At 56.3% G+C, this 25,710-nt stretch carries 25 protein-coding genes and 1 tRNA gene; 15 read left to right on the plus strand and 11 right to left on the minus strand.

Going from position 1 to position 25,710, the window contains the following annotated elements:
* The first annotated feature begins 54 nt into the window (after positions 1-54).
* Together QUE89_RS08975 and hemH are read left to right on the plus strand one after the other, a co-directional pair.
* Entirely contained in the window at positions 55-483 is a 429-nt protein-coding gene (locus QUE89_RS08975) for a protein tyrosine phosphatase family protein (RefSeq protein WP_286219766.1), read from the plus strand.
* Positions 484-523: 40 nt separating this feature from the next.
* The gene (gene hemH, locus QUE89_RS08980) at positions 524-1,633 is read left to right on the plus strand and encodes a ferrochelatase (protein WP_286219767.1); all 1,110 of its coding nucleotides are present in this window, start codon (positions 524-526) and stop codon (positions 1,631-1,633) included.
* 154 nt (positions 1,634-1,787) lie between these two features.
* Here hemH and QUE89_RS08985 read toward each other — a convergent pair.
* A tRNA-Ser gene (locus QUE89_RS08985) sits at positions 1,788-1,878 on the minus strand.
* Between the two features lie 209 nt (positions 1,879-2,087).
* Here QUE89_RS08985 and QUE89_RS08990 point away from each other — a divergent pair.
* From QUE89_RS08990 to QUE89_RS09010, 5 genes are all read left to right on the plus strand, one after another.
* Entirely contained in the window at positions 2,088-2,786 is a 699-nt protein-coding gene (locus QUE89_RS08990) for a Bax inhibitor-1/YccA family protein (protein ID WP_286219768.1), read from the plus strand.
* A 92-nt stretch (positions 2,787-2,878) separates the two neighbouring features.
* The gene (gene tusD / locus QUE89_RS08995) at positions 2,879-3,307 is read left to right on the plus strand and encodes a sulfurtransferase complex subunit TusD (protein WP_286219769.1); all 429 of its coding nucleotides are present in this window, start codon (positions 2,879-2,881) and stop codon (positions 3,305-3,307) included.
* A 2-nt stretch (positions 3,308-3,309) separates the two neighbouring features.
* Entirely contained in the window at positions 3,310-3,660 is a 351-nt protein-coding gene (locus QUE89_RS09000) for a DsrE family protein (protein ID WP_286219770.1), read from the plus strand.
* A gap of 34 nt (positions 3,661-3,694) precedes the next feature.
* The gene (gene tusB / locus QUE89_RS09005) at positions 3,695-3,979 is read left to right on the plus strand and encodes a sulfurtransferase complex subunit TusB (protein WP_286219771.1); all 285 of its coding nucleotides are present in this window, start codon (positions 3,695-3,697) and stop codon (positions 3,977-3,979) included.
* A 3-nt stretch (positions 3,980-3,982) separates the two neighbouring features.
* A complete protein-coding gene (locus QUE89_RS09010; RefSeq protein ID WP_286219772.1) occupies positions 3,983-4,306 on the plus strand; it encodes a TusE/DsrC/DsvC family sulfur relay protein in 324 nt (107 codons plus the stop codon).
* Positions 4,307-4,309: 3 nt separating this feature from the next.
* Here the strand turns inward: QUE89_RS09010 and QUE89_RS09015 are convergent, their stop codons facing one another.
* From QUE89_RS09015 to nfuA, 3 genes are all read right to left on the minus strand, one after another.
* Positions 4,310-4,684, minus strand: a complete 375-nt coding sequence (locus QUE89_RS09015; protein ID WP_286219774.1) for a hypothetical protein — start codon at positions 4,682-4,684, stop codon at positions 4,310-4,312.
* A gap of 23 nt (positions 4,685-4,707) precedes the next feature.
* A complete protein-coding gene (locus QUE89_RS09020) occupies positions 4,708-5,919 on the minus strand; it encodes a DUF445 domain-containing protein (protein WP_286219775.1) in 1,212 nt (403 codons plus the stop codon).
* Positions 5,920-6,187: 268 nt separating this feature from the next.
* Entirely contained in the window at positions 6,188-6,775 is a 588-nt protein-coding gene (nfuA, locus tag QUE89_RS09025; RefSeq protein ID WP_203300741.1) for a Fe-S biogenesis protein NfuA, read from the minus strand.
* A 242-nt stretch (positions 6,776-7,017) separates the two neighbouring features.
* On the opposite strand from nfuA, the gene metH reads away from it, so the two are divergent.
* From metH to QUE89_RS09045, 4 genes are all read left to right on the plus strand, one after another.
* The gene (metH, locus tag QUE89_RS09030) at positions 7,018-10,716 is read left to right on the plus strand and encodes a methionine synthase (protein WP_286219776.1); all 3,699 of its coding nucleotides are present in this window, start codon (positions 7,018-7,020) and stop codon (positions 10,714-10,716) included.
* Between the two features lie 80 nt (positions 10,717-10,796).
* Positions 10,797-11,054: a DUF2970 domain-containing protein gene (locus tag QUE89_RS09035; protein WP_286219777.1), complete on the plus strand. Its 258-nt coding sequence runs from the start codon at positions 10,797-10,799 to the stop codon at positions 11,052-11,054.
* A gap of 385 nt (positions 11,055-11,439) precedes the next feature.
* A complete protein-coding gene (locus QUE89_RS09040) occupies positions 11,440-13,092 on the plus strand; it encodes a nitrite/sulfite reductase (RefSeq protein ID WP_286219778.1) in 1,653 nt (550 codons plus the stop codon).
* Positions 13,085-13,591 carry a DUF934 domain-containing protein gene (locus tag QUE89_RS09045; RefSeq protein ID WP_286219779.1) on the plus strand — a complete coding sequence of 169 codons (507 nt, stop codon included), beginning with the start codon at positions 13,085-13,087 and terminating at the stop codon, positions 13,589-13,591. Before QUE89_RS09040 ends, QUE89_RS09045 begins: the two co-directional genes overlap by 8 nt.
* Before the next feature lie 60 nt (positions 13,592-13,651).
* Here the strand turns inward: QUE89_RS09045 and QUE89_RS09050 are convergent, their stop codons facing one another.
* Positions 13,652-14,650 (minus strand): YhdH/YhfP family quinone oxidoreductase, encoded by a 999-nt coding sequence (locus QUE89_RS09050; protein WP_286219780.1) that lies wholly within the window; start codon positions 14,648-14,650, stop codon positions 13,652-13,654.
* A 23-nt stretch (positions 14,651-14,673) separates the two neighbouring features.
* Positions 14,674-15,738: a protease SohB gene (sohB, locus tag QUE89_RS09055; protein WP_286219781.1), complete on the minus strand. Its 1,065-nt coding sequence runs from the start codon at positions 15,736-15,738 to the stop codon at positions 14,674-14,676.
* Positions 15,739-15,965: 227 nt separating this feature from the next.
* Here sohB and QUE89_RS09060 point away from each other — a divergent pair, with 227 nt between their 5' ends.
* On the plus strand, positions 15,966-16,280 hold the full coding sequence (locus tag QUE89_RS09060) for an SCP2 sterol-binding domain-containing protein (protein ID WP_041338351.1): 315 nt from the start codon (positions 15,966-15,968) through the stop codon (positions 16,278-16,280).
* A 66-nt stretch (positions 16,281-16,346) separates the two neighbouring features.
* Here QUE89_RS09060 and QUE89_RS09065 read toward each other — a convergent pair whose 3' ends face one another.
* The 5 genes from QUE89_RS09065 to QUE89_RS09085 form a co-directional block, all read right to left on the minus strand.
* Entirely contained in the window at positions 16,347-16,994 is a 648-nt protein-coding gene (locus QUE89_RS09065) for a multidrug transporter (RefSeq protein WP_286219782.1), read from the minus strand.
* 3 nt (positions 16,995-16,997) lie between these two features.
* Positions 16,998-18,704, minus strand: a complete 1,707-nt coding sequence (locus QUE89_RS09070) for a FimL-related protein (protein ID WP_286219783.1) — start codon at positions 18,702-18,704, stop codon at positions 16,998-17,000.
* Between the two features lie 228 nt (positions 18,705-18,932).
* Positions 18,933-19,643, minus strand: coding sequence for a DNA polymerase III subunit epsilon (dnaQ, locus tag QUE89_RS09075; protein ID WP_286219784.1), 711 nt, complete (start codon positions 19,641-19,643; stop codon positions 18,933-18,935).
* A 26-nt stretch (positions 19,644-19,669) separates the two neighbouring features.
* Entirely contained in the window at positions 19,670-20,113 is a 444-nt protein-coding gene (rnhA, locus tag QUE89_RS09080) for a ribonuclease HI (RefSeq protein WP_286219785.1), read from the minus strand.
* Between the two features lie 15 nt (positions 20,114-20,128).
* The gene (locus QUE89_RS09085; RefSeq protein ID WP_286219786.1) at positions 20,129-20,923 is read right to left on the minus strand and encodes a class I SAM-dependent methyltransferase; all 795 of its coding nucleotides are present in this window, start codon (positions 20,921-20,923) and stop codon (positions 20,129-20,131) included.
* Between the two features lie 94 nt (positions 20,924-21,017).
* Here QUE89_RS09085 and gloB point away from each other — a divergent pair, with 94 nt between their 5' ends.
* The 3 genes from gloB to QUE89_RS09100 all read left to right on the plus strand — a co-directional run bounded on the left by gloB (position 21,018) and on the right by QUE89_RS09100 (position 25,665).
* Positions 21,018-21,812: a hydroxyacylglutathione hydrolase gene (gene gloB / locus QUE89_RS09090; protein WP_286219787.1), complete on the plus strand. Its 795-nt coding sequence runs from the start codon at positions 21,018-21,020 to the stop codon at positions 21,810-21,812.
* A 157-nt stretch (positions 21,813-21,969) separates the two neighbouring features.
* Complete coding sequence (locus QUE89_RS09095; RefSeq protein ID WP_286219788.1) at positions 21,970-23,709, plus strand: LysM peptidoglycan-binding domain-containing protein; 1,740 nt, start codon at positions 21,970-21,972, stop codon at positions 23,707-23,709.
* A 126-nt stretch (positions 23,710-23,835) separates the two neighbouring features.
* Complete coding sequence (locus QUE89_RS09100; RefSeq protein ID WP_286219789.1) at positions 23,836-25,665, plus strand: extracellular solute-binding protein; 1,830 nt, start codon at positions 23,836-23,838, stop codon at positions 25,663-25,665.
* The last annotated feature ends 45 nt before the right edge of the window (positions 25,666-25,710 follow it).

Raw genomic sequence — 25,710 nt, forward strand, 5'->3', positions numbered from 1 at the left:
TGGTCTGTGCGATCATAGAGTTAGATCCAACAGCGTTTTCGGAGGCAGCAATCTATGGATATCAGAAAGATCGATGACACCATCTCAGTGGCACCGCAAATCACTGCGAATGACGTCGCCGAGATCGCCAGGCTCGGTTACAAAACACTGGTAGCCAATCGCCCAGATCAGGAAGAATTTGGCCAGCCGGCCATGGCCGACATTGAAGCAGCCGCACAGGAGCATGGGCTCAACTGGGTTTTTATGCCGGTGGAATCCGGACACATTACCGATGATGACATCGACCAGTTCGCGCCGATGATCCGCGAGGCGGACAAGCCCGTATTGGCCTTTTGCCGATCGGGAACCCGGTGCACCGTGCTTTGGGCACTTAGCGCCGTGCGCGATTCGTCAGCCCAGGAGATTGTCTCCAAAGCCCGCAATGCTGGCTACGACATCAGTGGACTGGCACCCCGTATGGCCCAGCAAGCCGGCCTGAAATAGTCGGATCTGCCCCAGCCACACGACCAACCAGGAATTACCTATGCAGTTCAAAGGTTCTGAGAGCTTCAGCCACAGTCAGCAGGAGCGGCTTGGCGTGCTTATTACTAATCTGGGCACCCCAGACGCACCGACTCCGTCCGCACTGAGGCGGTATCTGGCTGAATTCCTCTCAGATCCGCGCGTTGTTGAATTGCCCCGCCCGTTGTGGTGGCTAATTCTGCACGGTGTCATTCTGAGGATTCGGCCAAAGCGCAGTGCAAAGGCCTACGCCGGCGTATGGCAGCCAGAAGGCTCACCGCTGCTGACTCATACAGCAAAGCAGGCGGAAGGTATTCGGGAAGCACTGAGGCAGAAGTATGGCCCTAATGTAGTGGTGGGGTTTGCCATGCGCTACGGCAACCCGGCAATCTCCAAGGTTCTGGATGAAATGCAGCAACAGGGTGTGCGCAAGCTATTGGTGCTACCGCTATACCCCCAGTATTCGGCGTCAACCTCAGCTTCAACTTTTGATGCTGTTGCCAAGGATTTCGGCAAGCGCCGATGGCTGCCGGATTTCCGGTTTGTCTCGCACTACCCGGATTATCCGCCCTACATCGAAGCCATGGCGCGACACATTGAGACGCACTGGGCCAACCACGGTCGAAACGACAAGCTGGTCCTGTCCTATCATGGTGTGCCCCTGAAATACCTGTTGAAGGGCGACCCCTACCATTGCGAGTGCCATAAGACCTCACGCCTTCTCGCGGAGCGTCTCGGCTTGAGCAGTGAAGATTACCTCACCACTTTCCAGTCGCGATTTGGTCGGGAGGAGTGGCTAAAGCCCTATACCGATGAGACCCTGAAATCGCTTCCGGGTAAAGGCGTGCACTCAATCGACGTGTTCTGCCCGGGCTTCTCATCTGATTGCCTGGAAACCGTGGAAGAAATTGATGAAGAAAACCGTGAGTACTTCATGGAGAGCGGCGGCAAAGCCTTCAGCTATATTCCTGCACTGAATGCCACGCCAGGTCACATCGGGGCGCTGGTTCAGCTAATTGAGGAAAATCTGCAAGGCTGGCAAGTGCCAAAGAATGATGCTGACGAACTGCTAGAACGTCAGAGATTGGCGGACGAGCGCAAAGAAGCTACATTCCCCGGCCGAGACTTGTAATCACAGGGGAGAACGTCAGCCGTACCGAGGCACAATTGCCAGCGACGTGCGGCAACGTTCGTGCTCAGCATGCGCAGCGATGCAGCCCGTGCTTCGACTGAACTTTTTTAAATAGGGAAAGAAGAGCTTGAGGTATTCGAAGGGAGAGGAAAAATGGCGGTGGGCCAGGGATTCGAACCCCGGGAAGGCTACTAACCTTCGGCGGTTTTCAAGACCGCTGCATTCAGCCACTCTGCCAGCCCACCGTTTTTTCCATTACTGCCTTGCGACAGCGGGGAGCATGATACCGGAATTGCCTGCGCTGTCAACGCCTCACCTGAATCCGGCTTAAATTTCCAACATTACCGGCATTTAATGAAATCCACGGAGCAGTTTCCTGTCGTAAACGATTGAAAGTTGCGATTCTGACACTATGATGGAACACAGTATCCAGACGTTATCAACGGAGAAGACAATGGAAGACAGACGATTCGGCGCTCAGAACAATCAGGGAGCTTATTCAGCACCCCAGACCGAGCGCGCGACGACCGGTATCAGCGCAGAGGCCATGAATGTGTTGCGGAACACCTACATGCTCCTGGGCATGACTCTGGCGTTCTCGGCACTGACCGCATTCCTGAACATGAACGGCACCCATCCTGGTTTTCTCATCACCATCGTGGGTTACATCGGCCTGCTGTTCGCCACCTATAAGCTGAAGAACAGCCCGTGGGGCATCGTGACCACCTTCGCACTGACCGGCTTCATGGGTTATACCCTGGGTCCGATCATCGGCGCATTCGTGGCCGCTGGCGCATCCCAGATCGTTGCCCAGGCACTGGCCCTGACAGCTGTCGCTTTCGTGGGTCTGTCCGCGACGGCGATCATCACCAAGAAGGACTTCAGCTTCCTGTCCAGCTTCCTGACAGCCGGCGCGTTCGTCTTGATTGGTGCCATGCTCCTGGCCTTCTTTATGGAAAGCTCCGTGCTGCAGCTGGCAGTATCGGCCGGCTTCACCATCTTTGCCTCGATCATGATCCTGTTTGAGACCAGCCAGATCATCAAAGGCGGTGAGCGCAACTACATCATCGCGACGGTTGGCCTGTACGTGTCGATCTACAACCTGTTTGTCAGCCTGCTGCACCTGCTGTCTGCATTCAGCGGCGACGACTGAGCTTAGGCTAAGTCCATCGCCAAGCGAACCCCGGCCTTTGCCGGGGTTTTTGCTTTCTGTAAACTGAAAACTTTCTGGCCAGACTCATCACCATGACCCACTCCACGCCCGATACCGAAAATCCGTCGTTTACCCTGGTTATCACCGGAGCGCCCTATTCTTCCCAGGCGCCACAAACGGCGCTCGGCTTCGCTAGGGCCACCGTAGCGGCAGGCCACACCATTGACCGGATCTTTCTCTATGGCGATGGCGTACACCTAGCCTCAGCACTGGTAACAGCCCCGTCAGACGAGACCCACTGGCCAAAACAGTGGGCGGCGTTCCTTGAGGAGCATGAGGTTCCTGGAGTTGCCTGCATTGCATCGGCATTGCGCCGGGGGCTCGTGGACAGCGATGAGCAAAAACGCTATCAACTCAATGCCAACAACCTGCTGACACCTTTCGCCATAGCGGGTCTGGGGGAATGGGTTGAAGGCAGCATCAAATCGACCAGGACCATCTACTTCCACGCGGGAGCCTGACTATGGGCATGCTCATCATCATCGACCAGTCGCCCTACGGTACCTGGGCGGGCCGTGAGGCGCTGGATATGGCGTTTGCCCTGGCCGCCTTCGATCAACCGGTCAGCCTGCTGTTCTCGGGCGCTGGCGTGAACTGGCTACGCAAAGCGCAGAACACTGCTGATATTGAACAGAAGTCCCTGGAAAAAAACCTGGCCGCCGCCCCTATTTTTGGTATTGAAGCCATTCTGGCCGATCGAACTGCCTGCCAGCGCTACAACCTCGACAGCGAGGCCATGATCGACGGAGTGCAGCTGACCAATGCCAACGCGGACTTGCTGGCCCAATACTCCCAAACCGCATTCGCGGGATAACTTGCTTGATGAACAACTTCTCGGACAGTCAACGATGAACCGATTGCATACCCTGCACATACTCAACAAAACCCCGGACCACCCGCGATTTAGCGAGTGCCTGGGCACCCTGGGCCCGGACGATGCGGTGGCATTGACGGAGAACGGCGTACTCGGGCTGGTCGCATCCAAGGCATTCAGCTCCGTACAGACCTACGCGCTTGAAGGCGACCTGAATGCGCGCGGCTTGTCCGATGACAACCTAGGCGCCGCCGCACCTATTGACTACTCCGAACTGGTCAACCTGACCCTGCAAGCAGAACGTGTCATCAGTTGGTGAATCATGACTAGAACCACTCCCGAGAGAAACAACGAAGGCTTTCTGGAAGACGCCTGGGCCTGGGACCCGGACGTGGCAATTGAAATTGCCGCTGAGGATGGGCTGGAACTAGATGAAAATCACTGGGAAATCATCAACTTTCTGAGAGATTTTTACAAAGAACATGAAATTTCACCGCCCTCGAACAGACTGTTCGTTAAGGCCGTAAAAGACGCCATGGGCGAAGAGAAAGGCAACAGCATCTATCTGATGCAGCTGTTCCCCGGCACCCCTGCAAAAACGGCTTGCCGGATTGCCGGCCTGCCAAGGCCGACCAACTGCCTTTGATACTCAGCGCTTAGAGGGCGCGTCAGGTTTCGGTTTTTCGCGATCTTGCGCGGACTCGCGCTGCAGATCCGAGGCTGTTCCGAGGAAGCTGCTCAGGCCATTCTCAAACAGCCCCGAACCAAACTTCAGGAACTGGCGAGTCGACTCCCGGACCGTGCCATCCAGCGCACTCTCGGGCAGATCTCTGACGGCCTCGGAAACGCCCATTTTAACGCCGCGAGTCACCTTTGGCTCGATGCCCTGAGTCGCCTCGATCAACTCGGCGACTTTCCGGTCGAGGTGCGGGCGGGCCACGAAGCGCCAGAATCCCGCCAAAACCAGGGTCACGGTCACTGCTATAACGAGTACCTGTAGTGCTATGTCTGCCCAAGCTGGCATAACGTTTCTCCCGCTCTAAGACCCTATAGGGGTAATCGGATATTCAGCGACATCAAGGACACAAACTGGACCAGTCCCGCCAGCGCGCCAAAGGCACCGCCGACCAACATCAGCCGGAACTCTTCCTCACGAAAGGCCGGGCGAAGAATATCCTGAAACTCTCGTGGCCCAAGCGCCCGCATCTGCTCTGCAAGCACGCCGGCTACAATCGGCGCCCGCTCTCGGTTAAAGGCCGGATCACCGAAAACGTCCCGGGTTGCGAGTACGGCCTTCTGGTTCATCACTTTTTTCAATTCGGTGTAGCCGGTCATCCCCACCGTCACCTGGGCAGTCAGTTTCATGACTGCCGAGTTATCAAGCAAGGGTCTCAGATGCTTTTGGATAATAGCGCGGGTGCGATCGCCACGAGCCCCGTTCAGCATGGCATCGGCGACCTTCTCCACGGTAATCAGCTCTTCTGCCACCAGCTTGGCCCAGACATCGCTGATTTCCGGCTGCCGACGCAAAAACAGGCCCTGAATTTTCCAGAACAGGATTCGCCGAGACTGAAGTGGTGCAAAAATCAGGTTGATGGCCAGCCAGTTGGTGATAAAGCCAACGGCAAAGCCGCCGACTGGCAGCAACCAGGGCTCGGGATAACGGGTCCACAAGGGGATCAGTGCTGCACCCAGGATACCGCCTATAATCGCGCCGCGGTTGATCACCGATCGCAATTCAACGGCTCCCGCCCGCTGAAAGATGCGATTCATAAGGTCCGGGTGCTGGCGAAGCTCCCGGCTCAGCAAGGCCTTCAGATCAACGAGATCGTCCAGATCGTCACCGAAATCCTCGACCAGCTCTTCTATCCGCGACGGCAACTGTTCCCTTGCCCATTGATAGATACGTCTTTTTAAAAATAGCGGCAGATTGTCCCAAAGCACCGGCTGGATCTCGTACATCACCTCGTCAATGTACTCATCGAGTCGCGGCGTCACTTGCGAAATGACCTGCTCAACAATCCGCTCGGGCTCCAGTTGCTGATACACCGATTGCAGATCGCCAAACTGCTGAAGCGTGCGATCAATGCAGATGTGCGCCATTTTCTCCGCCTTGCGGGGAATCACGCCCTGCCAGCCGAAAGAGCCAACACCGATGAACTCAACGGGATAGAAAGACATCTGGATGGCCAGCCAATTGGTAAACCAACCTACGAGGGCAGCCATTAGGGGCAGGGAAAGCAGCGTAATATCGAACAAATGAAACCCCGATTCCGGATGTTGCAGCCGATACTGAGGATGATGACAGCGAAGGTAGCGCTATAGCCATGTAACGACAGCCATAGCCCTACAATATACCACCCCTGTCTGTACATCTCTGTGACGTCAGTATAGGTGGTTGATATTGCAGCGCTTGAAACCGGGAGACATTGGCCGAGGAGCCAGAAAAAACCCGGTTATTCGGCAGCACCCCTGATCGGGCGCTGACCCGCCGCCCATCGAAGGCTAGCGGGTGCGGGCAGGACTTCTACTGGTAGTAAGCGTTTTCGGTGTTGGTGTGGTCGGTCACATCGCGCACAGCGGTGATTTCCGGAACCCGCTCTTTCAGCGTGGTTTCAACACCCTGCTTCAGGGTCAGGCTGACCGCTGAGCAACCCTGGCAACCGCCACCAAAGCGCAGCACCGCTACTGATTCATCAACGATTTCCACCAGGGAGACATCACCACCGTGGGCGGCCAGGTTCGGGTTGATCTCGGATGCCAGGACATAATTGACGCGATCTGGCAGCGGAGCGTCATCGGAAACGTTCGGCACCTTGGCGTTCGGAGCCTTGATCGTGAGCTGTCCGCCCATCTGATCCTTGGAGTAGTCCACAAACGCTTCTTCCAGGAAAGGAACCGAGTTGTGATCAAGGTACAGGGTGAACTTTTCGAGATCGACCTGTTCGTCGGTCGGAACAACCTCGTTGGGCGGGCAATAGGCCAGGCAGGTCTCGGCATTCTTGGTGCCAGGCTGGGTCACGAAGATACGCACGCCCATGCCTTCAACGTCCTGCTTTTCGATGAGTTGTGCAAGATAATCCCGTGCGGGATCTGTCACAGTAACCAATGCCATGTTGTAAACCCGTTTGAAAGTTTGAATTTATTTTAAGGGACTTCGTCGGAACATGAAAGACCAAGTAAAACACTAGGTCTTTATGAGGCTAATGACTTCTACTTACACGAGGCCCCGGCCGCGCCCTAAAAATAGGCACTTGATAATCGCCATTCGTACTAAGACGGACTTGCGCATTTTTGCTATGATCCCGCGCCATTGACACAAATACTACGAAACAAACGACTTCCGGAAGTATTGATATGACCGATCGCAACACCCGCCTGGAACAGCTCCATACCGCCCTGAAGGAACGCATCGTAGTGCTTGATGGCGGCATGGGCACCATGATCCAGAACCTGAAGCTGGACGAACAGGCGTTTCGTGGCGATCGATTTGCAGACTACGACCGAGAGGTCCAGGGCAATAACGATCTGCTGAACCTGACCCAACCTGCCCTGCTTCGCACCATCCATGCGGACTACCTGGATGCCGGTGCGGACATTATTGAGACCAACACCTTCAATTCCACCCAGCTCTCGCAGGCGGACTATGGCCTGGAGAGCATTGCCAAGGAATTGAACGTAGCCGCCGCAAAGCTGGCCCGTGATGTCGCTGATGAATTCACTGCCCGCAACCCGAAAAAGCCGCGTTTTGTGGCCGGAGCCGTGGGCCCAACATCGCGAACAGCGTCTATTTCGCCGGATGTGAACAACCCCGGCTACCGTAATGTTGATTTCCAGACCTTGGTCGACAACTACTATGAGGCGGTCGAGGGCCTGGTCGAAGGCGGCAGCGATCTCATCCTGATCGAAACGATCTTCGACACCCTGAACGCCAAGGCGGCCATTTACGCCACTCAGCAATATTTTGAAGACAGCGGCATTGCCCTGCCGATCATGATTTCCGGCACCATCACCGATGCCTCGGGCCGTACGCTGTCTGGCCAGACCACAGAAGCTTTCTGGAACTCTGTCGCCCACACCCAGCCGATCTCCGTAGGCCTGAACTGCGCACTTGGCGCGGATGCGCTCCGGCCATATGTGGAAGAACTTTCGGCCAAGGCCGAAACCTACGTCAGCGCCCACCCCAATGCCGGCCTGCCCAACGAATTTGGCGAATACGACCAGACTCCGGAAGAAATGGCGGAAATCATTGAAGGCTTTGCCCGCGATGGCTTCCTGAACATCATCGGGGGTTGCTGCGGCTCCCGCCCTGAGCACATTGAGGCCATCGCCAACACGGTAGCCAAGTATCCGCCCCGGAAAATCCCGGAGCGCAAGAAAGCCTTACGCCTGTCTGGATTGGAACCGTTCACCGGTGATGAAAACACCTTGTTCATCAACGTCGGCGAGCGCACCAACGTTACCGGCTCCAAACGTTTTCTGCGCCTGATCAAAGAGGAGCAGTACGAGGAAGCCCTGAGCGTTGCTCGCGACCAGGTTGAAAACGGCGCCCAGATCATCGATATCAACATGGACGAAGGCATGCTGGAGTCAAAGGAGGTCATGGTCACCTTCCTGAATCTGGTGGCCTCCGAGCCCGACATTTCCCGGGTGCCCATCATGATCGACTCCTCCAAGTGGGAAGTTATCGAAGCCGGTCTGCGCTGCATCCAGGGCAAGGCGGTGGTGAATTCCATCAGCCTGAAAGAAGGCGAAGAAGAGTTCGTCAAGCGCGCCAGAGACTGCATGCGCTATGGTGCCGCCGTGGTCGTTATGGCCTTTGATGAACAGGGCCAGGCGGATACCTACGAGCGCAAGACCGAAATCTGCAAGCGCTCTTATGACGTCCTGACCGGGATTGGCTTTAATCCCGGGGACATCATCTTTGACCCCAACATTTTCGCCATCGCCACCGGCATTGAAGAGCACAACAACTACGCGGTTGATTTCATCAATGCCACGCGCTGGATTCGCGAGAACCTGCCGCACGCGTCTATCTCCGGCGGCGTCAGCAACGTGTCGTTCTCGTTCCGTGGTAACGATGTGGTTCGTGAGGCAATTCACTCCGTGTTCCTGTACCACGCCATCAAGGCCGGTATGAACATGGGTATCGTGAACCCTGGCCAGCTGGTGATTTACGATGAGATCGAACCCGACCTCAAGGAGCGGGTTGAGGACGTGGTACTTAACCGCCGCGAGGATTCCACCGACCGGCTGCTCGAAATTGCTGAGCGCTTCAAAGGCAAAGGCGGAAAGACCCAGGAAGAAGACCTGGCCTGGCGCGAATGGCCGGTAAGAAAACGGCTTGAGCATGCTTTGGTGAAAGGCATCACCAACTACATCATTGATGACACCGAGGAATGCCGGCTGGATTCCACTCATCCAATTGAAGTCATCGAAGGCCCCCTGATGGACGGCATGAATGTGGTCGGGGACCTGTTCGGCGACGGCAAGATGTTCCTGCCACAGGTGGTGAAAAGCGCCCGCGTCATGAAGCAGGCGGTCGCGCACCTGATCCCCTACATTGAAGCGGAAAAGACCGAAGATCAGAAGGCCAAGGGCAAGATCCTCATGGCCACGGTCAAAGGCGATGTCCACGACATCGGCAAGAACATCGTCGGGGTGGTGCTGCAGTGCAATAACTACGAAGTCATTGATATGGGCGTTATGGTGCCCTGCGACAAGATCCTTGAGACCGCAAGAAAGGAAAACGTCGACATCATTGGCCTGAGTGGTCTGATCACACCGTCGCTGGATGAAATGGTTCACGTCGCCCGGGAAATGCAGCGCCTGGATTTCAACATCCCGCTGATGATCGGAGGCGCAACCACTTCCAAGGCCCACACTGCGGTTAAGATTGAACCCCAGTACAAGAACGATATTGCGCTCTACGTATCCGACGCCTCCCGCTGCGTGAACGTGGCCTCCCAGCTACTCAGCAAATCCGCCAAAGAAGGCCTCGTCGAAGCGGCCCGCGTGGAGTATGACGAGATCCGCGAGCGCAGAAAGAACCGTGGCGACCGGACCAAGCTGGTGTCGCTTAAGGAAGCGCGTAATCGAGCACCGGAGATTACCTTCAACGATTATATCCCGCCGAAACCAGCCTTCACCGGCATCAAGGTGTTCGAGGATTATGATCTGAACGAACTGGTGAACTACATCGATTGGACACCGTTCTTCATTTCCTGGGACATGGCCGGAAAATATCCCGGTATTTTCGACGATCCGAAACGCGGGGAGGCAGCCCGAACCCTGTTCGATGACGCCCAGAAGATCCTGCGCCAGATGATTGATGAAAAGCGGGTGCAAGCCCGTGGCGTTATCGGATTCTGGCCAGCCAATCGTCGCGGCGACGACATCGTGGTGTACAAGGACGAAGAACGTTCCGAGGAATTGACCGTGCTGCACCATCTTCGCCAGCAGGATGAAAAAGCACCGGGCAAGCCGATGATGGCGCTGTCAGATTACATTTCGCCCGAAGGTTCAGAGACCTGTGATTACGTGGGTGGCTTTGCCGTTACCACCGGCATTGGCGCAGAAGAGTTTTCCGTTGAGTTCAAGGACAACAACGACGATTACAACGCCATCATGGTGAAAGCCCTTGCCGACCGTTTGGCGGAAGCCTTTGCCGAATGCATGCACAAGCGGGTTCGTCAGGAATTCTGGGGCTATGCCGGAGATGAGACGCTCAGCAACGAAGATCTGATTAAAGAGCGTTACCGGGGCATTCGCCCTGCCCCTGGCTACCCGGCCTGCCCTGAGCATACCGAGAAGGCCACGCTGTTCAGCTTGCTGGAAGCCACATCAACAGCCGGTATCGAGCTGACCGAACACTTCGCCATGTACCCGAGCGCCGCCGTCTCTGGCTGGTATTTTGCCCACCCGGAATCGAAGTACTTTGCCGTTGGGAAAATTGGCGCCGATCAGGTTGAAGACTATGCTGAACGCAAAGGTATCTCCAAGGCGGAAGCCGAGCGCTGGCTGGCACCAAGCCTCGCCTACGACCCAGCGGAATGACAGGTAACTGACACCTGGCAAACTGGAGTGCCGCCGACACAAAATCCATGCGGTGAGCGTTGCAATAAGGGAGTCCAGTTATGACAGACAAAACGTCCGACAGGAATGACACCAAAGACGTCTATTCGAACGGCTCAGGCCGTCCGAGTCGCCCGGGGGTGCTTAAAATAATGCAAAGCATCCTTGCCGGCGCATTTGGTGTCCAGTCGGACAAACGTCGGCAAGAAGATTTCGCCAGTCACAGTCCGTGGCCCTACATCATTGCCGGAGTGTTATTCACCGTGAGCTTTGTTGTAGGGCTTATCCTGATCGTTCAGGTCGTCCTCTCGGGCCAATAACCTATTGCCCTGATACCCAGACCACCGCAAACGCAACCACCAGCATCACCAGCAGAACGGAAGCGACTGCATCTACCTGACTGTCTGAACGTGCGGACTTCTTCATCGGGTGTACCTCTCTTGGATTCGCTACTCAGAATGTTTTTTATTGTTCACAAGGGACCGCGGTTCTACTCCGATCCTCTTTAATTAAAGCCCTCAAACTGCCAATCGTCCAGTCTGGGCGCAGCGTCTGCTTATCGCCTGAATCGATAAACATATTTTGAAATAATCATTTTAAGAATAAAAACACGGTGCTATCCTCGCGGGCAGATATAAGGCATACCCCCTGTGACTCCGGCTCGTGGGGCTAGCCGCAACAACGTTTTCAGGCAGGACCTTCCTTATGTACGTATACGATGAACACGATCGGCAAATCGCAGCCGAACGGGTTGCGCAATTCCGGGACCAGACCGAGCGCGCCCTGGCTGGAGAACTGGCCGAGGAAGAGTTTCTTCCCTTACGCCTTCAAAACGGCCTGTATGTGCAGCGTCTGGCGCCCATGCTTCGCATTGCCGTGCCTTACGGCATGCTGCGTGCAGACCAGCTGCGTCGACTGGCTCGCATCACTCGCGATTACGACAAGGGCTACGCCCACTTCACCACTCGTCAGAATGTGCAGCTGAACTGGCCGGCGCTCGAAGACGTGCCCGATATTCTTGCCGAACTGGCAGAGGTAGAAATGCACGCTAACCAGACCAGTGGTAACTGCATTCGTAACACCACCACCGATCAGTTCTCCGGCGTTCAGTCCGATGAAATCGCGGACCCGCGCCCGTACTGTGAAATCATTCGTCAGTGGTCCACCTTCCATCCTGAATTCGCTTTTCTACCGCGGAAATTCAAGGTGGCCGTGAACGCGTCAGAGAAGACCGACCGCGCAGCCATCCAGGTGCACGACATCGGACTGCAAATGGTACGTAACGACGCCGGCGACCTGGGTTTCCGTGTGCACGTTGGTGGCGGTCTGGGACGTACGCCGATGGTTGGCCCGGTTATCCGTGATTTCCTGCCGGAAGCGGACCTGCTGACCTACCTCGAAGCCGTACTGCGGGTATATAACCGCTATGGTCGCCGGGACAACAAGTTCAAGGCACGCATCAAGATTCTTGTGAAGGCGCTAACCCCTGAAGCCTTTGCCGAAAAAGTTGAGGCCGAGTGGTCGCACATCAAGGACTCGCCAAGCCGCTTGACCCGCGACGCCATCGATCGCATTCAGGCGTACTTTACCGAGCCGGATTACCAGAGCGTCGACAATGCCACCGAGCTGTTGGCCGAGCAGCGCTTCGAGCATCGTGGATTCGATCAGTGGTTGAGCCACAACGTCGATACTCACAAGAAGCCCGGCCACGCGATCGTGACCTTGACCATGAAAGAAACCGGCACCCCGCCGGGCGACGTCACCGACCGGCAGCTGGAACAGATTGCCGACCTCGCCGATGAGTTCAGCTTCGGAGAAGTCCGGGTTACTCATCAACAGAACGTAGTTCTGGCCGACGTCCGTCAGGATCGCCTACTGGAGCTGTGGCAGGCCGTTGTGCCCATGGGCTTCGGCACCGCCAACCTGAACACCCTGACCGACGTTATCTGCTGCCCCGGCGGCGATTTCTGTGCCCTGGCCAACGCCAAGTCTATTCCGGTGGCAGAAGCCATTCAGCGCCGGTTCGATGATCTGGACTTTCTGTATGACCTGGGCAACATCGACCTGAACATCTCCGGTTGCATGAACGCCTGTGGTCATCACCACGTTGGCAACATCGGTGTTCTGGGTGTCGACAAGAAAGGTCAAGAGTTCTACCAGATCAGTCTGGGCGGCTCCTCTCACCACGACGCGACCATTGGTAAGATTCTCGGGCCCTCCTTTGCCCGTGAAGACATGCCAGATGTCGTCGCCAAGATCATTGATGTTTACGTCGACAAGCGTACCGAGGAAGAAACCTTCCTGGACACCTATCGCCGCGTTGGAATTGATCCCTTCAAGGAGCGGGTTTATGCCTGATGTAATTTCCCAGGACGGCAGCATCCGACAGGATGACTGGATCGTTGTGCCCCGCCCGGCCGAGGGCGAATCTCTCGACATTCCCGAGCAGAGCAAGGCTCTGATTCCCGCTGACCTGTGGCTGGCCGGGTATGAGCACTTTACCGGTCGTGACGACATCGGCGTGTGGTTTGATAGCCACGATGAACCGGAAATGCTCGCCGGAAAATTCCAGGAGCTGCCTGTCATCGCGGTGAACTTCCCGAAGTTCAGCGACGGCCGCGGCTACAGCATTGCTCGTCTGCTGCGTGAGCGTTTCGGCTATGCAAACGAGCTGCGCGCGATCGGCGATGTGCTGCTGGATCAGCTCCAGTTCATGAAGCGCTGCGGCTTTGACGCCTACGTGCTGCGCGCGGACAAGGACATCAACAAGGCCGCCCGCTGCCTGAACTTCTTCAGCCAGGGCTATCAAGCGGCAACCGATACCGACCTGCCCCTGTTCCGTCGCCGGGCTTCCTGAGAACGCCCAGCACAAACAAAAAAGCCTGCCACTCGGCAGGCTTTTTTTATGCCGCTGGATTTAGCGGCTGTGATGAAGCACTGTCTTGCCAACCGAAGCGCCGCCCAGAAATGCCTTGAGCGCCGCATCGAGTTCGGACCGACCGATATCCCGAGCCGACTGCTCAGTTTTCGGGCAGGCCCAATCACCGGAGAACTTGCCCCAGACTGCCTGCTTGTCCGCCAGCGGAATTTCCACCGAATCCACCCCAAGCAGGTTCACACCGCGAAGAATGAATGGAAGCACAGTAGTCTGCAGCTGCGGGCCCGCTACCAGGCCACAGCAGGACACAGAGCCGCCCGGCTTGATCTGCTTCAGCAACTCCGCCAGAGGCGTACCACCGACGGTGTCGATAGCATTACCGAAGACTGGCTTCAGCATCGGCTTCTTCTCTTCGGTCAGCGCATCGCGACCAACCACCTCGCTTGCTCCCAGTGCTTTAAGGTCGGCCGCGTGGTCTGCCTTGCCGCTGATCGCGACAACCTCAAAGCCCAGTTTCGCAAGCAATTCCACCGCAACACTGCCGACTGCACCACTGGCGCCGGATACGGCCACCGGGCCCTGGGCAGGTTCGGCACCCATAGTCAGGAGCTTCTGGACACACAAACCGGCAGTCAGGCCGGCGGTACCGTAGATCATGGCGGTACGAGCATCCCATCCGGACGGCATGGGCACGCACCACCCTGCCGGGACGCGAATGTATTCGCCAAAGCCACCATCGGTATTCATACCCAGATCAAAGCCGGTGACGAGCACGGCGGTGCCCGCCGCAAGCTTGCCAGAGGCGTCTTCAACCACTTCACCAGCGGCATCAATGCCCGGTGTGTGCGGGAAATCGCGGGTTACACCCTTGTTGCCGGATGCGGACAAGGCATCTTTATAGTTCAGGGACGAATGGGAAACCCGGATCAAAACCTCACCTTCCGGGAGGTCGGCGGTGTTCAAGGTCTGTTCGCTGCCTACGTAGCTGCCGTCTTGTTCTTCGACGCGCCAAGCCTTGAAATCGGTGTTCGTTGTCATCGTTGTATCCCACCCTTCATGAACTATTGAATTTTCTGGTTCCGGAAGGCACTCAAAACCCGCCAGACTGTGTGTTCCAGCGCTGCACTGGTCGCCAGACCAAGCTTTTCCGGAAGCGTGCGTTTTCGCTGGTACGCTACCGAGACTACGTCTGCCCGATCACAGGCCTCAATAAGATATTCGTCGGAGGTCTTGATCTCATCGATCAGCTGAACGTCCAGAGCCCGCTTGCCAAACCAGATGTCACCATTGGCAACCGCACTGATATCAACGGCCGGACGTCGCTCACCCACGTATTCCTTGAATAGAACATGGGTGTCTTCCAGGTCTTCCAGAAACTTCTGCCGGCCCTTATCGGTATTTTCGCCAAAGACCGTCATGGTGCGCTTGTGCTCCCCCGCGGTCAGCACCTCAAAGTCCACGTCATTTTTCTTCAGGAAACGATGGAAATTCGGAAGCTGGGCGACCACACCGATTGACCCGAGAATGGCAAAAGGCGAAGCAATGATGCGATCCGCCACGCAGGCCATCATATAGCCACCACTTGCTGCGACCTTGTCGACACAGGCGGTCAACGGCACACCCTTGCTGCGAATACGGTCAAGTTGCGCCGCTGCCAGGCCATAGGAATGCACCAGTCCCCCGCCGCTTTCCAGCCGAACCACGACCTCATCCCGCTCCGGATCAGCCACGCTGAGGACAGCGGTGATGGATCTGCGCAGTGGATCTGTATCACTGGCCTTGATGTCGCCGTCGAAATCGAGCACGAACACGCGCGGTTGGCGCTCCGGTTCCGTGGTCACCTCTTTGTGCTTGGCCTTTTCGGCCTTTTTCTTAGCCTTTTGCTCTTTTTTCTGACGCTTCTCGAATGCCTTGCGCTCAGCATCGGACATCAGCCGGGCCTGGATGGATTCCCGGAGTTTGTCGTACTTTTCATTGAGCTTGCGAATCTTCAACTCGCCGTCGCCGCCATGGTCTTCCCGCTCTTTTTGTGCCGACGCAATGATCACTGCGACCACAACGATCGCGGCCACGGCAAAGGTGACGACCTTCGCCAGGAATAAACCATACTCAGTCAGGAACTCCAAAGTGCTTCTCCGTGTGATTAAAACGTGAATGTGTAACTTACCGAATTTGTGGTAATAAGCAGAGTAAAATAATTAAAACAAGCGTTCGATCGAGCTTGACACAACCTGACACTCACCATAAAGTCGCATAGCGAGGTCGGCTCCAGACGGATTCCCGCTCAGGCTCAAACAGCACGGGACATCGACGCCGTCACCATGACAAGACAACCACCATTAAGGGTATAAAAATGTCGGTAGCTCAGGTATTTGAACAACTCGAACAGAACTTCAACGCAGACGCAGCGCAAGGCCTGGACCTGGTATTCCAGTTCAACATCGAGGACGACAAGAACTATCACCTGGTCATCAACGATGGCACCTGCCAGGCGCACGAAGGCGAACACGACGATCCTTCCGTTACCCTGATTATGAGCTCTGAAACCCTGCACGGCATCGTTTCCGGCGAAACAGACGGCATGCAGGCCTTCATGGCCGGCCAGCTGCGCGCTGAAGGCGACATGATGCTTGCCACCAAGCTCGGCGAGCTGTTCAAGATGGGCTGATAGCCCTCGCGAACGGTGAAAAAAAACCTGCGCTACGCGCAGGTTTTTTATTGGGCGAACAAAACGCTATTCATCCCACAGCTGGATCGCTTCCCTGGCCTGCTCATTCACCGGAACCGCCACTAAACCCGAGGCCGACAAGCGAATATCAAACATCGCGCCATCACGCATCGGCATGAAGGTGGCGTTGCCATAAACACCTTCCACGAACGGCATGTTGAAGGTTTGGTCCAACTCCCACAGGTCCGGCCAGGATGCCTCGCCCAAACCTATCACCGACCGAGGTCCAGAGCGCTCCTGCTCAAGCGACGTATAGCGCCCGCTCAGTCGTTCAAGCCGGTACCCCGGAGCGACTCCAAGCCACCGCAGCGGCCCGGAGAACCGAATAATACGAGCGTCCACCTGCCATTGATCACCGGTCAACGTCTCAGCTACGGTGTTTTTTCCCGGCGCCTGCAGTCTCACGTACCAACGCTGCTCAGCCTGACGCTGGGTGGATACAGTTGCAACGGTCTGCATGCCTTCAAGCGATTGGTAGCCGGCAACGTTGATGGCAATGGCAAGGGTGTAGACACCTACCAGTATCAAACCGAACACCGCCATACCTTTTAGCCATGCCAACAACCATCTCGGTCGCAGGAAGAACAGCAGACCTGCAATGACCAGAAGCGCGCCAAATACGGTCAGCACTGCGGTTGCTAGTTCATGAGACACGGCTTAAAGACCTACATCGTCCAGAGACGTTTGAGCCAGCTTGAGGAGATCGGGATTACGCTCTTCGCGCCGGCCGATACTTTCAATGTAATACTCAAGCGACGTCAAGGCGTCTGCCAGTGCTTCCAGCACCTGCATAGGCGGTGCCTCTCGCGCATCCAAGAGTCGCTCCTGAATGGATGCAGCTACCCTCTCCAGCACGGATGCCGCCGCAGGATCATTGACCATGTGCAGTCCTCCCCAGATGCTGTGCAGTGTAGCGGGGAGATTGGCCAGGTGCAGCTTGTCGTAGTCGGACTCCATGAACGCCGTGATAGCCCGCTTCGCCAGCGTCAGTGCGCCCCGCGCTTCGTCGGCTACCACAAACAGCGCCTCACTCAGGTACACCGACTCATCCCGACCGCGATGACCCCGGGCCAGGGCATCGGTTTCCGAGGTAATTCCACGGGTGACGATTTGCATCACGGCATCTTCAATACTCAATACCGAGTCAGCCAGACCGTACAGCTCGTCATCATCAGGCAGCCGTGATTCAGCTTCCCAGCCACGCAACCGCGAGGCTTCTTCCTGGGCTACGGTTGCCAGCTTGTTCAGATCCAGCATGATCAGAGTGTTGGCAAGACGCTCAAGAGCACCAGAAATAGACGACAGCTCCGCCAGGTCCGGCTCAATACCGCGCTCAATGATATCGAGCTTGTCCTTAAGCTGGTTCAGTTCGTCCTGAAGAGCTTCTGCCAGAGATCGGAGCACATCGCTGCCGGGACCGTACAGTCGACGGGCATGGGCTTCGAGCATGGCATCGGGGTAGTCAGCGGGAGTGAGCTGATAAGCCGACAGCACCTGGGTTACTTCGGGATTGGCGGAACCACTGCGATATAGCAGGTAAACCAAATCACGCACCAGGGAATCAGGCGCATCTTTAGCGGTAGCGACCTTGCCGATGTACACGACTTCACGGGCGTACTTTTCAATACGCATGAACATTCGCTTGCGGGCCTTGGTAAAGGGCATTACACGGTCAAGCATGGTGTCAGCCACAATCGAGACCAAACACCACAACTGCCCCATCGGCGCGCCCTGGCAAAGCCGAGCCAAACCACGGGAAGACCGGGCAACAAGTTTTTTGCTAACCACGTCGTTGCGATCACGGAGGATGCTGAGGAGTGCCACCTGGAAAGTCAGGCGCATCCGTCGCGCCATTACTTCAAACTCCGCGTTATCACCTTCAAATATCTGGACCTGAAGGCTGGCACAGAAATCCGGCCGCTCTTTCACATCGACATCAAAGAAACAGGATTCCGGGTAAGGCTTTTCCCGGCGGGCCTCACGCAGATCGTTGATGACCGGGAGTAACAGCTCCGGATGGTCTTCACGCTGCTGGTGATAGTACTCAACGTATCGGCGGAGGATGAACAGCGCACTGTTCAGGGTGGTGAGCAGGATGTTTTTATCGTCGTTGGCACCAACAGGAACATCGTTGGCCATGCTGACCGCTTCCTGACATAGCAAGGTGCCACCACGAAGCTCGACAAGAATGAAGATACCGCGAAGCTGATTGATGAAGTCGACACAGTTCTGAAGATCTTCACCACTTTCACGGTTTTCCTGAAAGCGTTCAAGGCTGGATTCTGCCTGTTTGATGGTTTGTTCGATTTCACTCTTAACCAGATCAAACGACTGCGATTTCGTCGCCAGAGACGATTGAACCATAAACGCTTCCTGTTAATTTGCGGAGACTACCGCTCCCTGATACGACTGCGCCCGTCAGGTGGAACGACCGGTGTTATTGTTAGAAGCCAGCTCAACCCTCGCTGGCCTGCACACGCAAAAAGTAACCAATTGTTCGCGAAAACTGGCGAACTAACCATTACTTATAACACAAAACTCAAGTACCTCAAGAAAGGCAGAATGTAACATTTGGTACAAAAGAGAGCGACTTCACTCACTTGGTTGGAGCTTGCCCCACACCGTTTCACCGGCCTTCTTCTCCAGCATCGCCATGAACTCTTCGTGGGCGCCGCTCTCATCATCAGAAGCCCGAACAACCTTCAGCGCCGGACGCTCGGCCGGCAACCGCCGAATACCGGTGCCGGAGCCTCCTTCTTCCGCGCCGGCATCCAACGACAACGCGGTCTGGCCACCGGTCAGCAGCAGGTAAACGTCGGCCAGGATCTCGGCGTCGAGCAAGGCGCCGTGGAGATCCCGGTTGCTGTTGTCCACACCGTAGCGCTTACAAAGCGCATCGAGGTTGTTCTTCTGGCCAGGATGTTTCTTACGGGCAATCGCCAGGGTATCCACAATCCCGCAGTGGTCCGCGGTTTTCCGGACCGGCTTCATCCGGGCAAATTCAGCATCCATGAAGCCAACGTCAAACGCCGCGTTGTGAATGACCAGTTCGGCTCCCTTAATGAACTCAAAGAAGTCGTTGGCAACCTCGGCGAACTTGGGCTTGTCTTCCAGGAATTCATTGGTGATGCCGTGGACAGTAATAGCCTCGGCTTCTACCTCACGCTCTGGATTGATATAGACGTGGTAATTCCGCCCCGTCAGTTGGCGCTCGACGAGTTCCACGCAACCAATTTCGATGATCCGATGGCCATCGTTTGGATCAATACCCGTAGTTTCTGTATCCAGTACAATCTGTCTCATGATTTACTCAATTCAATAGGTCGTGCTCAGGCGCGAGCCAATTCTGCTACGCCTCGATTGGCCAGTTCGTCGGCCAGTTCGTTATCGGGGATACCGGCGTGGCCTTTGACCCAATGCCAGTTAACTTCGTGCCGGGCCACCTCGGTATCCAGCTCACGCCAGAGGTCCTCGTTCTTGACCGGTTTCTTGGCAGCGGTTTTCCAGCCATTGCGTTTCCAGCCGGCCATCCACTCGGTAATGCCCTTGCGCACGTACTGGGAATCGGTATAGAGCTCCACCGCGCAAGACCGCTTTAGCGCAGCCAACCCACGAATCGCAGCCATTAACTCCATCCGGTTATTAGTGGTGTTGGCTTCGCCGCCATTCATCGTTTTGCAGGTTTCACCATAACGCAGGACAACGCCCCAGCCTCCAGGCCCGGGATTTCCCTTGCAGGCCCCGTCGGTATACAGAATCACCTTGCCTGACATCTTTTCTCCCATTAATTAAACACTTTTCTCGGGTACGCATTGCCCCCGGGAACAGCCTCTGGACGCACCGACTGTTCTGGTTCCAGACAGAGATATAACCTTGGCCTGGCGCCAGGCTGGTCTTCGGGGAATCTGGGCATAAACGCGTTTTTTGGCAAGGATACAGTAATACGCACCCACCGGCAGGATTCTGTTGCCACCGAGCCGCTCATCGATCCGGCTCCTCGCATTGCGACCACTGCGTTGCAGCGGCAAACGCAGGAAGCGTGTCATCGACGCCTCGACATTAAAGCCCAGCAGATGCAACCAGTCTTCCATTCGTCCCCGCATCAGGAAGCGGCCACCCCAGGGTCCATCGCTATGCCGGGAAATCAGGCGGCGAATACCCCAAAGACTCAATGGGTTAAATCCGATCAAGGCCAGGGAGCCTTCACCCCGCAACACTCTGGCCGCTTCCCGAATCACTTCGTGTGGATAGCGACTGAAATCAGCACTGTGGTGGAGAATAACCAGATCCATGGAATCGGCGCTGAAGGGCAGCTCATGGGCATCGCAAACCGCAACCTGATCGGGTATTTCAGGATACCAACGCGGCGTGGTCATGATGCGCTGAACAAAGTCTGTACCGGTGGCGAGCGGCAGTCGATGACTCACGCCTACCTGCAGTTGTCGTGCGCCAGTAAAACGACTGAGTTCCCGGTCCAGCATCTCTCGCTGGTCCGCCAACAGAGCCCGACCGAGCGGTGTCCCGAACCAGCGCTCGAAACTCTCGTGACGTGCAGGAAAATTAATCGCCCCCGACTCATTCACGCTGTGTTACTCCCGAAAACAGAACCCGCTGTTGGGGCCGTTGCTGTATTGCTCTATCATATCAGTCACACTCGTTTTGCACATGTGGGGCTTTATGTTGACCATCTCTGCCATCCCGGCCTTCAGCGACAACTATATCTGGTGTCTGTCGAACTCCGATAACCGCAAGGCCCTGATTGTAGATCCAGGCCAGGCAGAGCCGGTTCTGCAACACCTGGCCCACCAGGATCTGGTTCTCGACACCATACTGATCACCCATCAGCACCCCGATCACGTAGGTGGTGTCAGCGAATTGATGAAGGCCTTCCCGGACTGCGAGGTAATCGGTCCAGCCGAGTCGCCTTTTAAAGGTTGTACCAGCAAGGTTCAGCCGGCCGATGAGGTGCAGTGGGAAAGCATGACTTTTCAGGTGCTGGGCGTTCCTGGTCATACCCTTGACCACATCGCTTACTTCTCAGATTCCGAGGTAGATGGCCGCCCTGTTCTGTTTTGCGGCGACACCCTGTTCGTGTGCGGCTGCGGTCGTCTGTTCGAAGGCAAGCCAGAACAGATGCGCCACTCCCTGCAGACGTTGCGGGCACTGCCTGACCGGACTGCGGTCTATTGTGCCCACGAGTACACCCTGGCAAACCTCAAGTTCGCCCGCAGCTGGCTGCCCCAGGATGAGGGCCTGCAAGCCTTCGAGGAACGCTGCATTCAGCGCCGTGATCAAGGAAAACCCACGGTGCCCTCAGTGCTGGCCGAAGAAAGACAGCTGAACCCTTTCCTGCGTTGGGATGATCCGATGGTGGTAGATGCAGCCCGTAACTACTGCGCCCAGAACGGTTTACCGGCAGATTCGGACAACGCCATCTTTGCCGCCATTCGCCACGGCAAAGACAACTTTTGATCGGTTAACAAATCCTCTCACAGACGTAACGAGGGTGTTCTTGACCACGTGAAATGGGCTCCCATAGAATCGTCCCAACTTTGCGCCTGTAACTCTTTAAACCTACCGGATTTTCCAAATGGGTAATCCGGTTCAAACCGTGAGCCGGAAGTATTCTATGTCGGTCAAACGATTGTCTTTGCTCTTTTTCACCGGTGCTCTGGCCTCTGGCTGCAGCCTGTCTGACACGCCGGATAATAGCTGGGCCAGCCCCACTGCCTGGTTCAGCGACAGCGAAACCAATCCCCTTGAAACCGAACAGGTAACCGTGGCCACCGGCGACGAAGACCTGAAACAGTCGGTCGAATCCGGAAATGGTGAAAACGCTACAGCGGACGCTGCGCTCGACGACGCCATCGCGCCCGAGCTCAGACCTACAGCCCGCGAAGCCCGCGAGAAACTGGACGACCCCGAGCAGAAGATTGTTAAGGAAGCACCACAACCCAGCGACCTGTGGAACCGCCTTAGAGCTGGCTTCGCCCTGAATCACGATGTCGATAACAAGCGCGTCCAGGACCAGCTGAACTGGTATGCCAGCCACCCAGGCTACATCGACCGGGTAGTAGAACGCGGAAGCCGCTATCTGCATTACATCATCAATGAAACCGAGAAACGCGGGCTGCCAGCAGAATTTGCCCTGCTGCCGGTAGTGGAAAGCGCCTTCGATCCCTTTGCCTATTCCCACGGACGAGCAGCCGGTCTGTGGCAGTTTATCCCATCGACCGGCAAATACTTCGGCCTGACCCAGAGCTGGTGGCACGATGACCGTCGTGATGTGGTGGAAGCAACGGGCGCGGCCCTGACTTACCTGGATAAGCTCGCCAACCGCTTTGATGGCGATTACACCCTGGCCCTGGCCGCTTACAACAGTGGCGGTGGCACGGTTTCCAGCGCGATGCGAAAAAACCGGAAGAAAAACGAGCCCCAGGATTTCTGGTCCCTGGATCTGCCCCGGGAAACCCGGCATTACGTGCCCAAGCTGATCGCACTGGCCAAAATTTTCGACAAGCCTGAAGACTACGGCATTGAGCTTCCGGCCCTGGAAGACAAGCCCTACTTCGAAATTGTCGATACCGGCTCGCAGATGGATCTGGCCCAGGCCGCTGAGCTGGCCAAGGTTGACGTAGATGAGATTTACCTGCTCAACCCCACATACAACCGCTGGGCCACCAATCCGGATGGCCCCCATCGGCTGCTGGTACCGACTGAAAACGCCGATACGTTCCGGGCCGCCCTGTCAGAGATTCCGCGCAGTGAACGGGTGTCCTGGCGGAATTACAAGGTAGAATCTGGTGACAGCCTGAACACCATTGCCCGAAAGTTCTCGACGACTCCAGCCGTTATCCAACAGGTGAACAAGCTCAATTCCGATCTCATCCGGGTCGGACAGCGGTTGATGATACCGTCCGCCAGCAAGGGTTCAGACACTTATGCGCTCAGCGCTTCCCAGCGCCTGGAACGGAAACAGGATCGCAAACGCGACGGCAACAAGGTCCGCTACACCGTTCGCCGTGGTGACACTTTCTGGGATATTGCCCGGGAGCACCGGGTATCGGTACGCCAGGTGGCTGCCTGGAACGGCATGGCGCCCGGTGATCCGCTGATTCCCGGCAAAGAACTGGTGATCTGGTCCAAGACCTCTCAGCCCACTGTAGTTGCCACCAACAATGCCCGCGGCAAAGCCATGGTTCGTAAAGTCGGCTATCGGGTGCGCAAGGGCGATTCGCTGTCCACCATCGCCAACCGTTTCTCGGTGAATGTGCGGGACATCGCAAGCTGGAATGATCTGAACACGTCACGTTATCTGCAACCGGGACAAAGTCTGGTACTCTACGTCGATATTCGGAACAGTCCCTGATCAGCTTGATCGCAGGTTCAGGAACTTTCCCTAACTACAAGAATCATAACGGTTCGATCAGGAGCCATGGGTGCGCCGACCTGGCAGACGGTGCACCCGCCTAACCCTCCGGAACGTGCGAGACCTATGACCAGCAAACGGACAGCCTCATACCTTACGTCGCTCCTCTCCTCTTTCGCATTCATGGCATTCACCGCCCCGGCACTTGCCGCTGCTGACAACACCGGCTCAGTCGAAGCCCGTCATGGCATTGCCATGCACGGCACGCCCAAGTACCCGCAGGGGTTTGCCCACTTCGATTACGTGAATCCGGAAGCACCGAAAGGCGGCACACTGAAAATGGCGGTGGTGGCCAACGGTTTCGATTCCTTCAACCCGTTTGATATCCGGGGTGTTGCGGCGGCCGGGATCAGCACCTATCTGTACGACACCCTGATGGTGTCATCAGACGATGAGCCCTTCTCTGCCTATGGCCTGATTGCCAAGTCAATTGAGACACCGGAAGACCGCAGCTACGTTGTATTCAACCTCCGGGAGCAGGCTCGCTTCCACGACGGTGAGCCAATTACTGCCGAAGACGTGAAGTTTTCCTTCCAGATCCTAACCACGGAAGGCCATCCTTTTTTCCGCAATTACTACGCCGATGTGGCCAAGATAACGGTGGAAAATCCGAAACGTATACGCTTTGACTTTAAAGCAACCACTAATCGCGAATTACCGCTGATTCTGGGGCAGATGCCGATCCTGCCGGCCCACTACTGGGCGGAGCACGAGTTTGGTGACAATGGCCTGACACCGCCACTAGGTAGCGGCCCCTACCGGGTCGGCAAATTTGAGGCTGGTCGTTCGATCGCCTACGAACGCGTAAAAGACTACTGGGCCGAAGATCTGCCCGTACGCCGGGGTCGGTTCAATTTCGACCGCATCCGCTACGACTACTACACCGACGATACCGTGGCACTCGAAGCGTTCAAGGCTGGCAGCTTCGATTTTCGGGTTGAGACCTCGGCCAAGAACTGGGCCACAGCCTACTCCGGCGATAAATTTGAGAATGGCAAGATCATTGCCGAAGCAGTGGATCATCAGCGTCCGACCGGGATGCAGGGATTTGTCTTCAATACCCGCCGTGAGGTGTTCAGCGATCCGCGGGTCCGGGAAGCCCTCGCCTACGGGTTCGATTTTGAATGGGCCAACAAGAACCTGTTCTATGGCCAGTACACCCGAACCGACAGTTATTTCGAGAACAGTGAGCTGGCCTCTTCGGGCCTGCCCCAAGGCCGGGAGCTGGAGCTCCTGGAACTGTTTCGTGATGAGCTGCCCACGGACGTCTTTTCCGAAGTGTACCAGCCGCCTGCAACCAACGGTCAGAAAGGGGTAAGAGCCAACCTGCGTGCGGCTCTGGAGCTGCTACGTGATGCAGGCTACGACATTGAGGATGGCACCCTGGTGCATCAGGAGACTGGCGAACCCCTGGCGTTCGAAATCCTGCTATTCCAGAAGAGCTTCGAGCGGGTGGTTCTGCCCTTCAAGAACAACCTCGCGAAACTCGGCATTGAAGTGACTGTGAGGCTGGTCGACAGCAACCAGTATGTTCAGCGAGTCCGCGAATTCGACTTCGACATGATCACCCAAGTGCTGCCACAGTCGGATTCGCCTGGCAATGAGCAGCGGGAGTACTGGCACTCTGACAACGTTGAAGCCATCGGCTCCCGCAACTACATGGGGGTGGGCCATCCGGTGATCGATCAACTGGTCAGCCAGGTCATTCAGGCGCCAGACCGAAACGAGCTGGTGCATCGGACCCGGGCCCTGGATCGAGTGCTCCTGCACGGTCACTATGTGATTCCGCATTGGCACCTGGCCAAGGATCGGGTCGCCTACTGGAGCCATCTGCAACGCCCGGCAGAAACACCCAAGAACGGGGTTGATCTGGATAACTGGTGGGTGAAGCCCTGAGCATGGAATTCTAACCCTCGCTGTAATGGAAGGAACTCTCTTCAA

The sequence above is a fragment of the Marinobacter sp. LA51 genome, assembly GCF_030297175.1.
Taxonomy (GTDB): Bacteria; Pseudomonadota; Gammaproteobacteria; order Pseudomonadales; family Oleiphilaceae; genus Marinobacter; species Marinobacter apostichopi.

Excerpts from the sequence above, each read along its gene's own strand:
- QUE89_RS08975 (WP_286219766.1), top strand. The coding sequence starts at position 55 with ATGGATATCAGAAAGATCGATGACACCATCTCAGTGGCACCGCAAATC.
- gloB (WP_286219787.1), top strand. The coding sequence starts at position 21,018 with ATGTTGACCATCTCTGCCATCCCGGCCTTCAGCGACAACTATATCTGG.
- rnhA (WP_286219785.1), bottom strand. The coding sequence starts at position 20,113 with ATGTCAGGCAAGGTGATTCTGTATACCGACGGGGCCTGCAAGGGAAAT.
- QUE89_RS09040 (WP_286219778.1), top strand. The coding sequence starts at position 11,440 with ATGTACGTATACGATGAACACGATCGGCAAATCGCAGCCGAACGGGTT.
- QUE89_RS09015 (WP_286219774.1), bottom strand. The coding sequence starts at position 4,684 with ATGCCAGCTTGGGCAGACATAGCACTACAGGTACTCGTTATAGCAGTG.
- QUE89_RS09070 (WP_286219783.1), bottom strand. The coding sequence starts at position 18,704 with ATGGTTCAATCGTCTCTGGCGACGAAATCGCAGTCGTTTGATCTGGTT.
- dnaQ (WP_286219784.1), bottom strand. The coding sequence starts at position 19,643 with ATGAGACAGATTGTACTGGATACAGAAACTACGGGTATTGATCCAAAC.
- QUE89_RS09010 (WP_286219772.1), top strand. The coding sequence starts at position 3,983 with ATGACTAGAACCACTCCCGAGAGAAACAACGAAGGCTTTCTGGAAGAC.
- hemH (WP_286219767.1), top strand. The coding sequence starts at position 524 with ATGCAGTTCAAAGGTTCTGAGAGCTTCAGCCACAGTCAGCAGGAGCGG.
- QUE89_RS09045 (WP_286219779.1), top strand. The coding sequence starts at position 13,085 with ATGCCTGATGTAATTTCCCAGGACGGCAGCATCCGACAGGATGACTGG.
- QUE89_RS09095 (WP_286219788.1), top strand. The coding sequence starts at position 21,970 with ATGTCGGTCAAACGATTGTCTTTGCTCTTTTTCACCGGTGCTCTGGCC.
- tusD (WP_286219769.1), top strand. The coding sequence starts at position 2,879 with ATGACCCACTCCACGCCCGATACCGAAAATCCGTCGTTTACCCTGGTT.
- QUE89_RS09100 (WP_286219789.1), top strand. The coding sequence starts at position 23,836 with ATGACCAGCAAACGGACAGCCTCATACCTTACGTCGCTCCTCTCCTCT.
- nfuA (WP_203300741.1), bottom strand. The coding sequence starts at position 6,775 with ATGGCATTGGTTACTGTGACAGATCCCGCACGGGATTATCTTGCACAA.
- QUE89_RS09000 (WP_286219770.1), top strand. The coding sequence starts at position 3,310 with ATGGGCATGCTCATCATCATCGACCAGTCGCCCTACGGTACCTGGGCG.
- QUE89_RS08990 (WP_286219768.1), top strand. The coding sequence starts at position 2,088 with ATGGAAGACAGACGATTCGGCGCTCAGAACAATCAGGGAGCTTATTCA.
- QUE89_RS09035 (WP_286219777.1), top strand. The coding sequence starts at position 10,797 with ATGACAGACAAAACGTCCGACAGGAATGACACCAAAGACGTCTATTCG.
- QUE89_RS09050 (WP_286219780.1), bottom strand. The coding sequence starts at position 14,650 with ATGACAACGAACACCGATTTCAAGGCTTGGCGCGTCGAAGAACAAGAC.
- QUE89_RS09060 (WP_041338351.1), top strand. The coding sequence starts at position 15,966 with ATGTCGGTAGCTCAGGTATTTGAACAACTCGAACAGAACTTCAACGCA.
- tusB (WP_286219771.1), top strand. The coding sequence starts at position 3,695 with ATGAACCGATTGCATACCCTGCACATACTCAACAAAACCCCGGACCAC.
- metH (WP_286219776.1), top strand. The coding sequence starts at position 7,018 with ATGACCGATCGCAACACCCGCCTGGAACAGCTCCATACCGCCCTGAAG.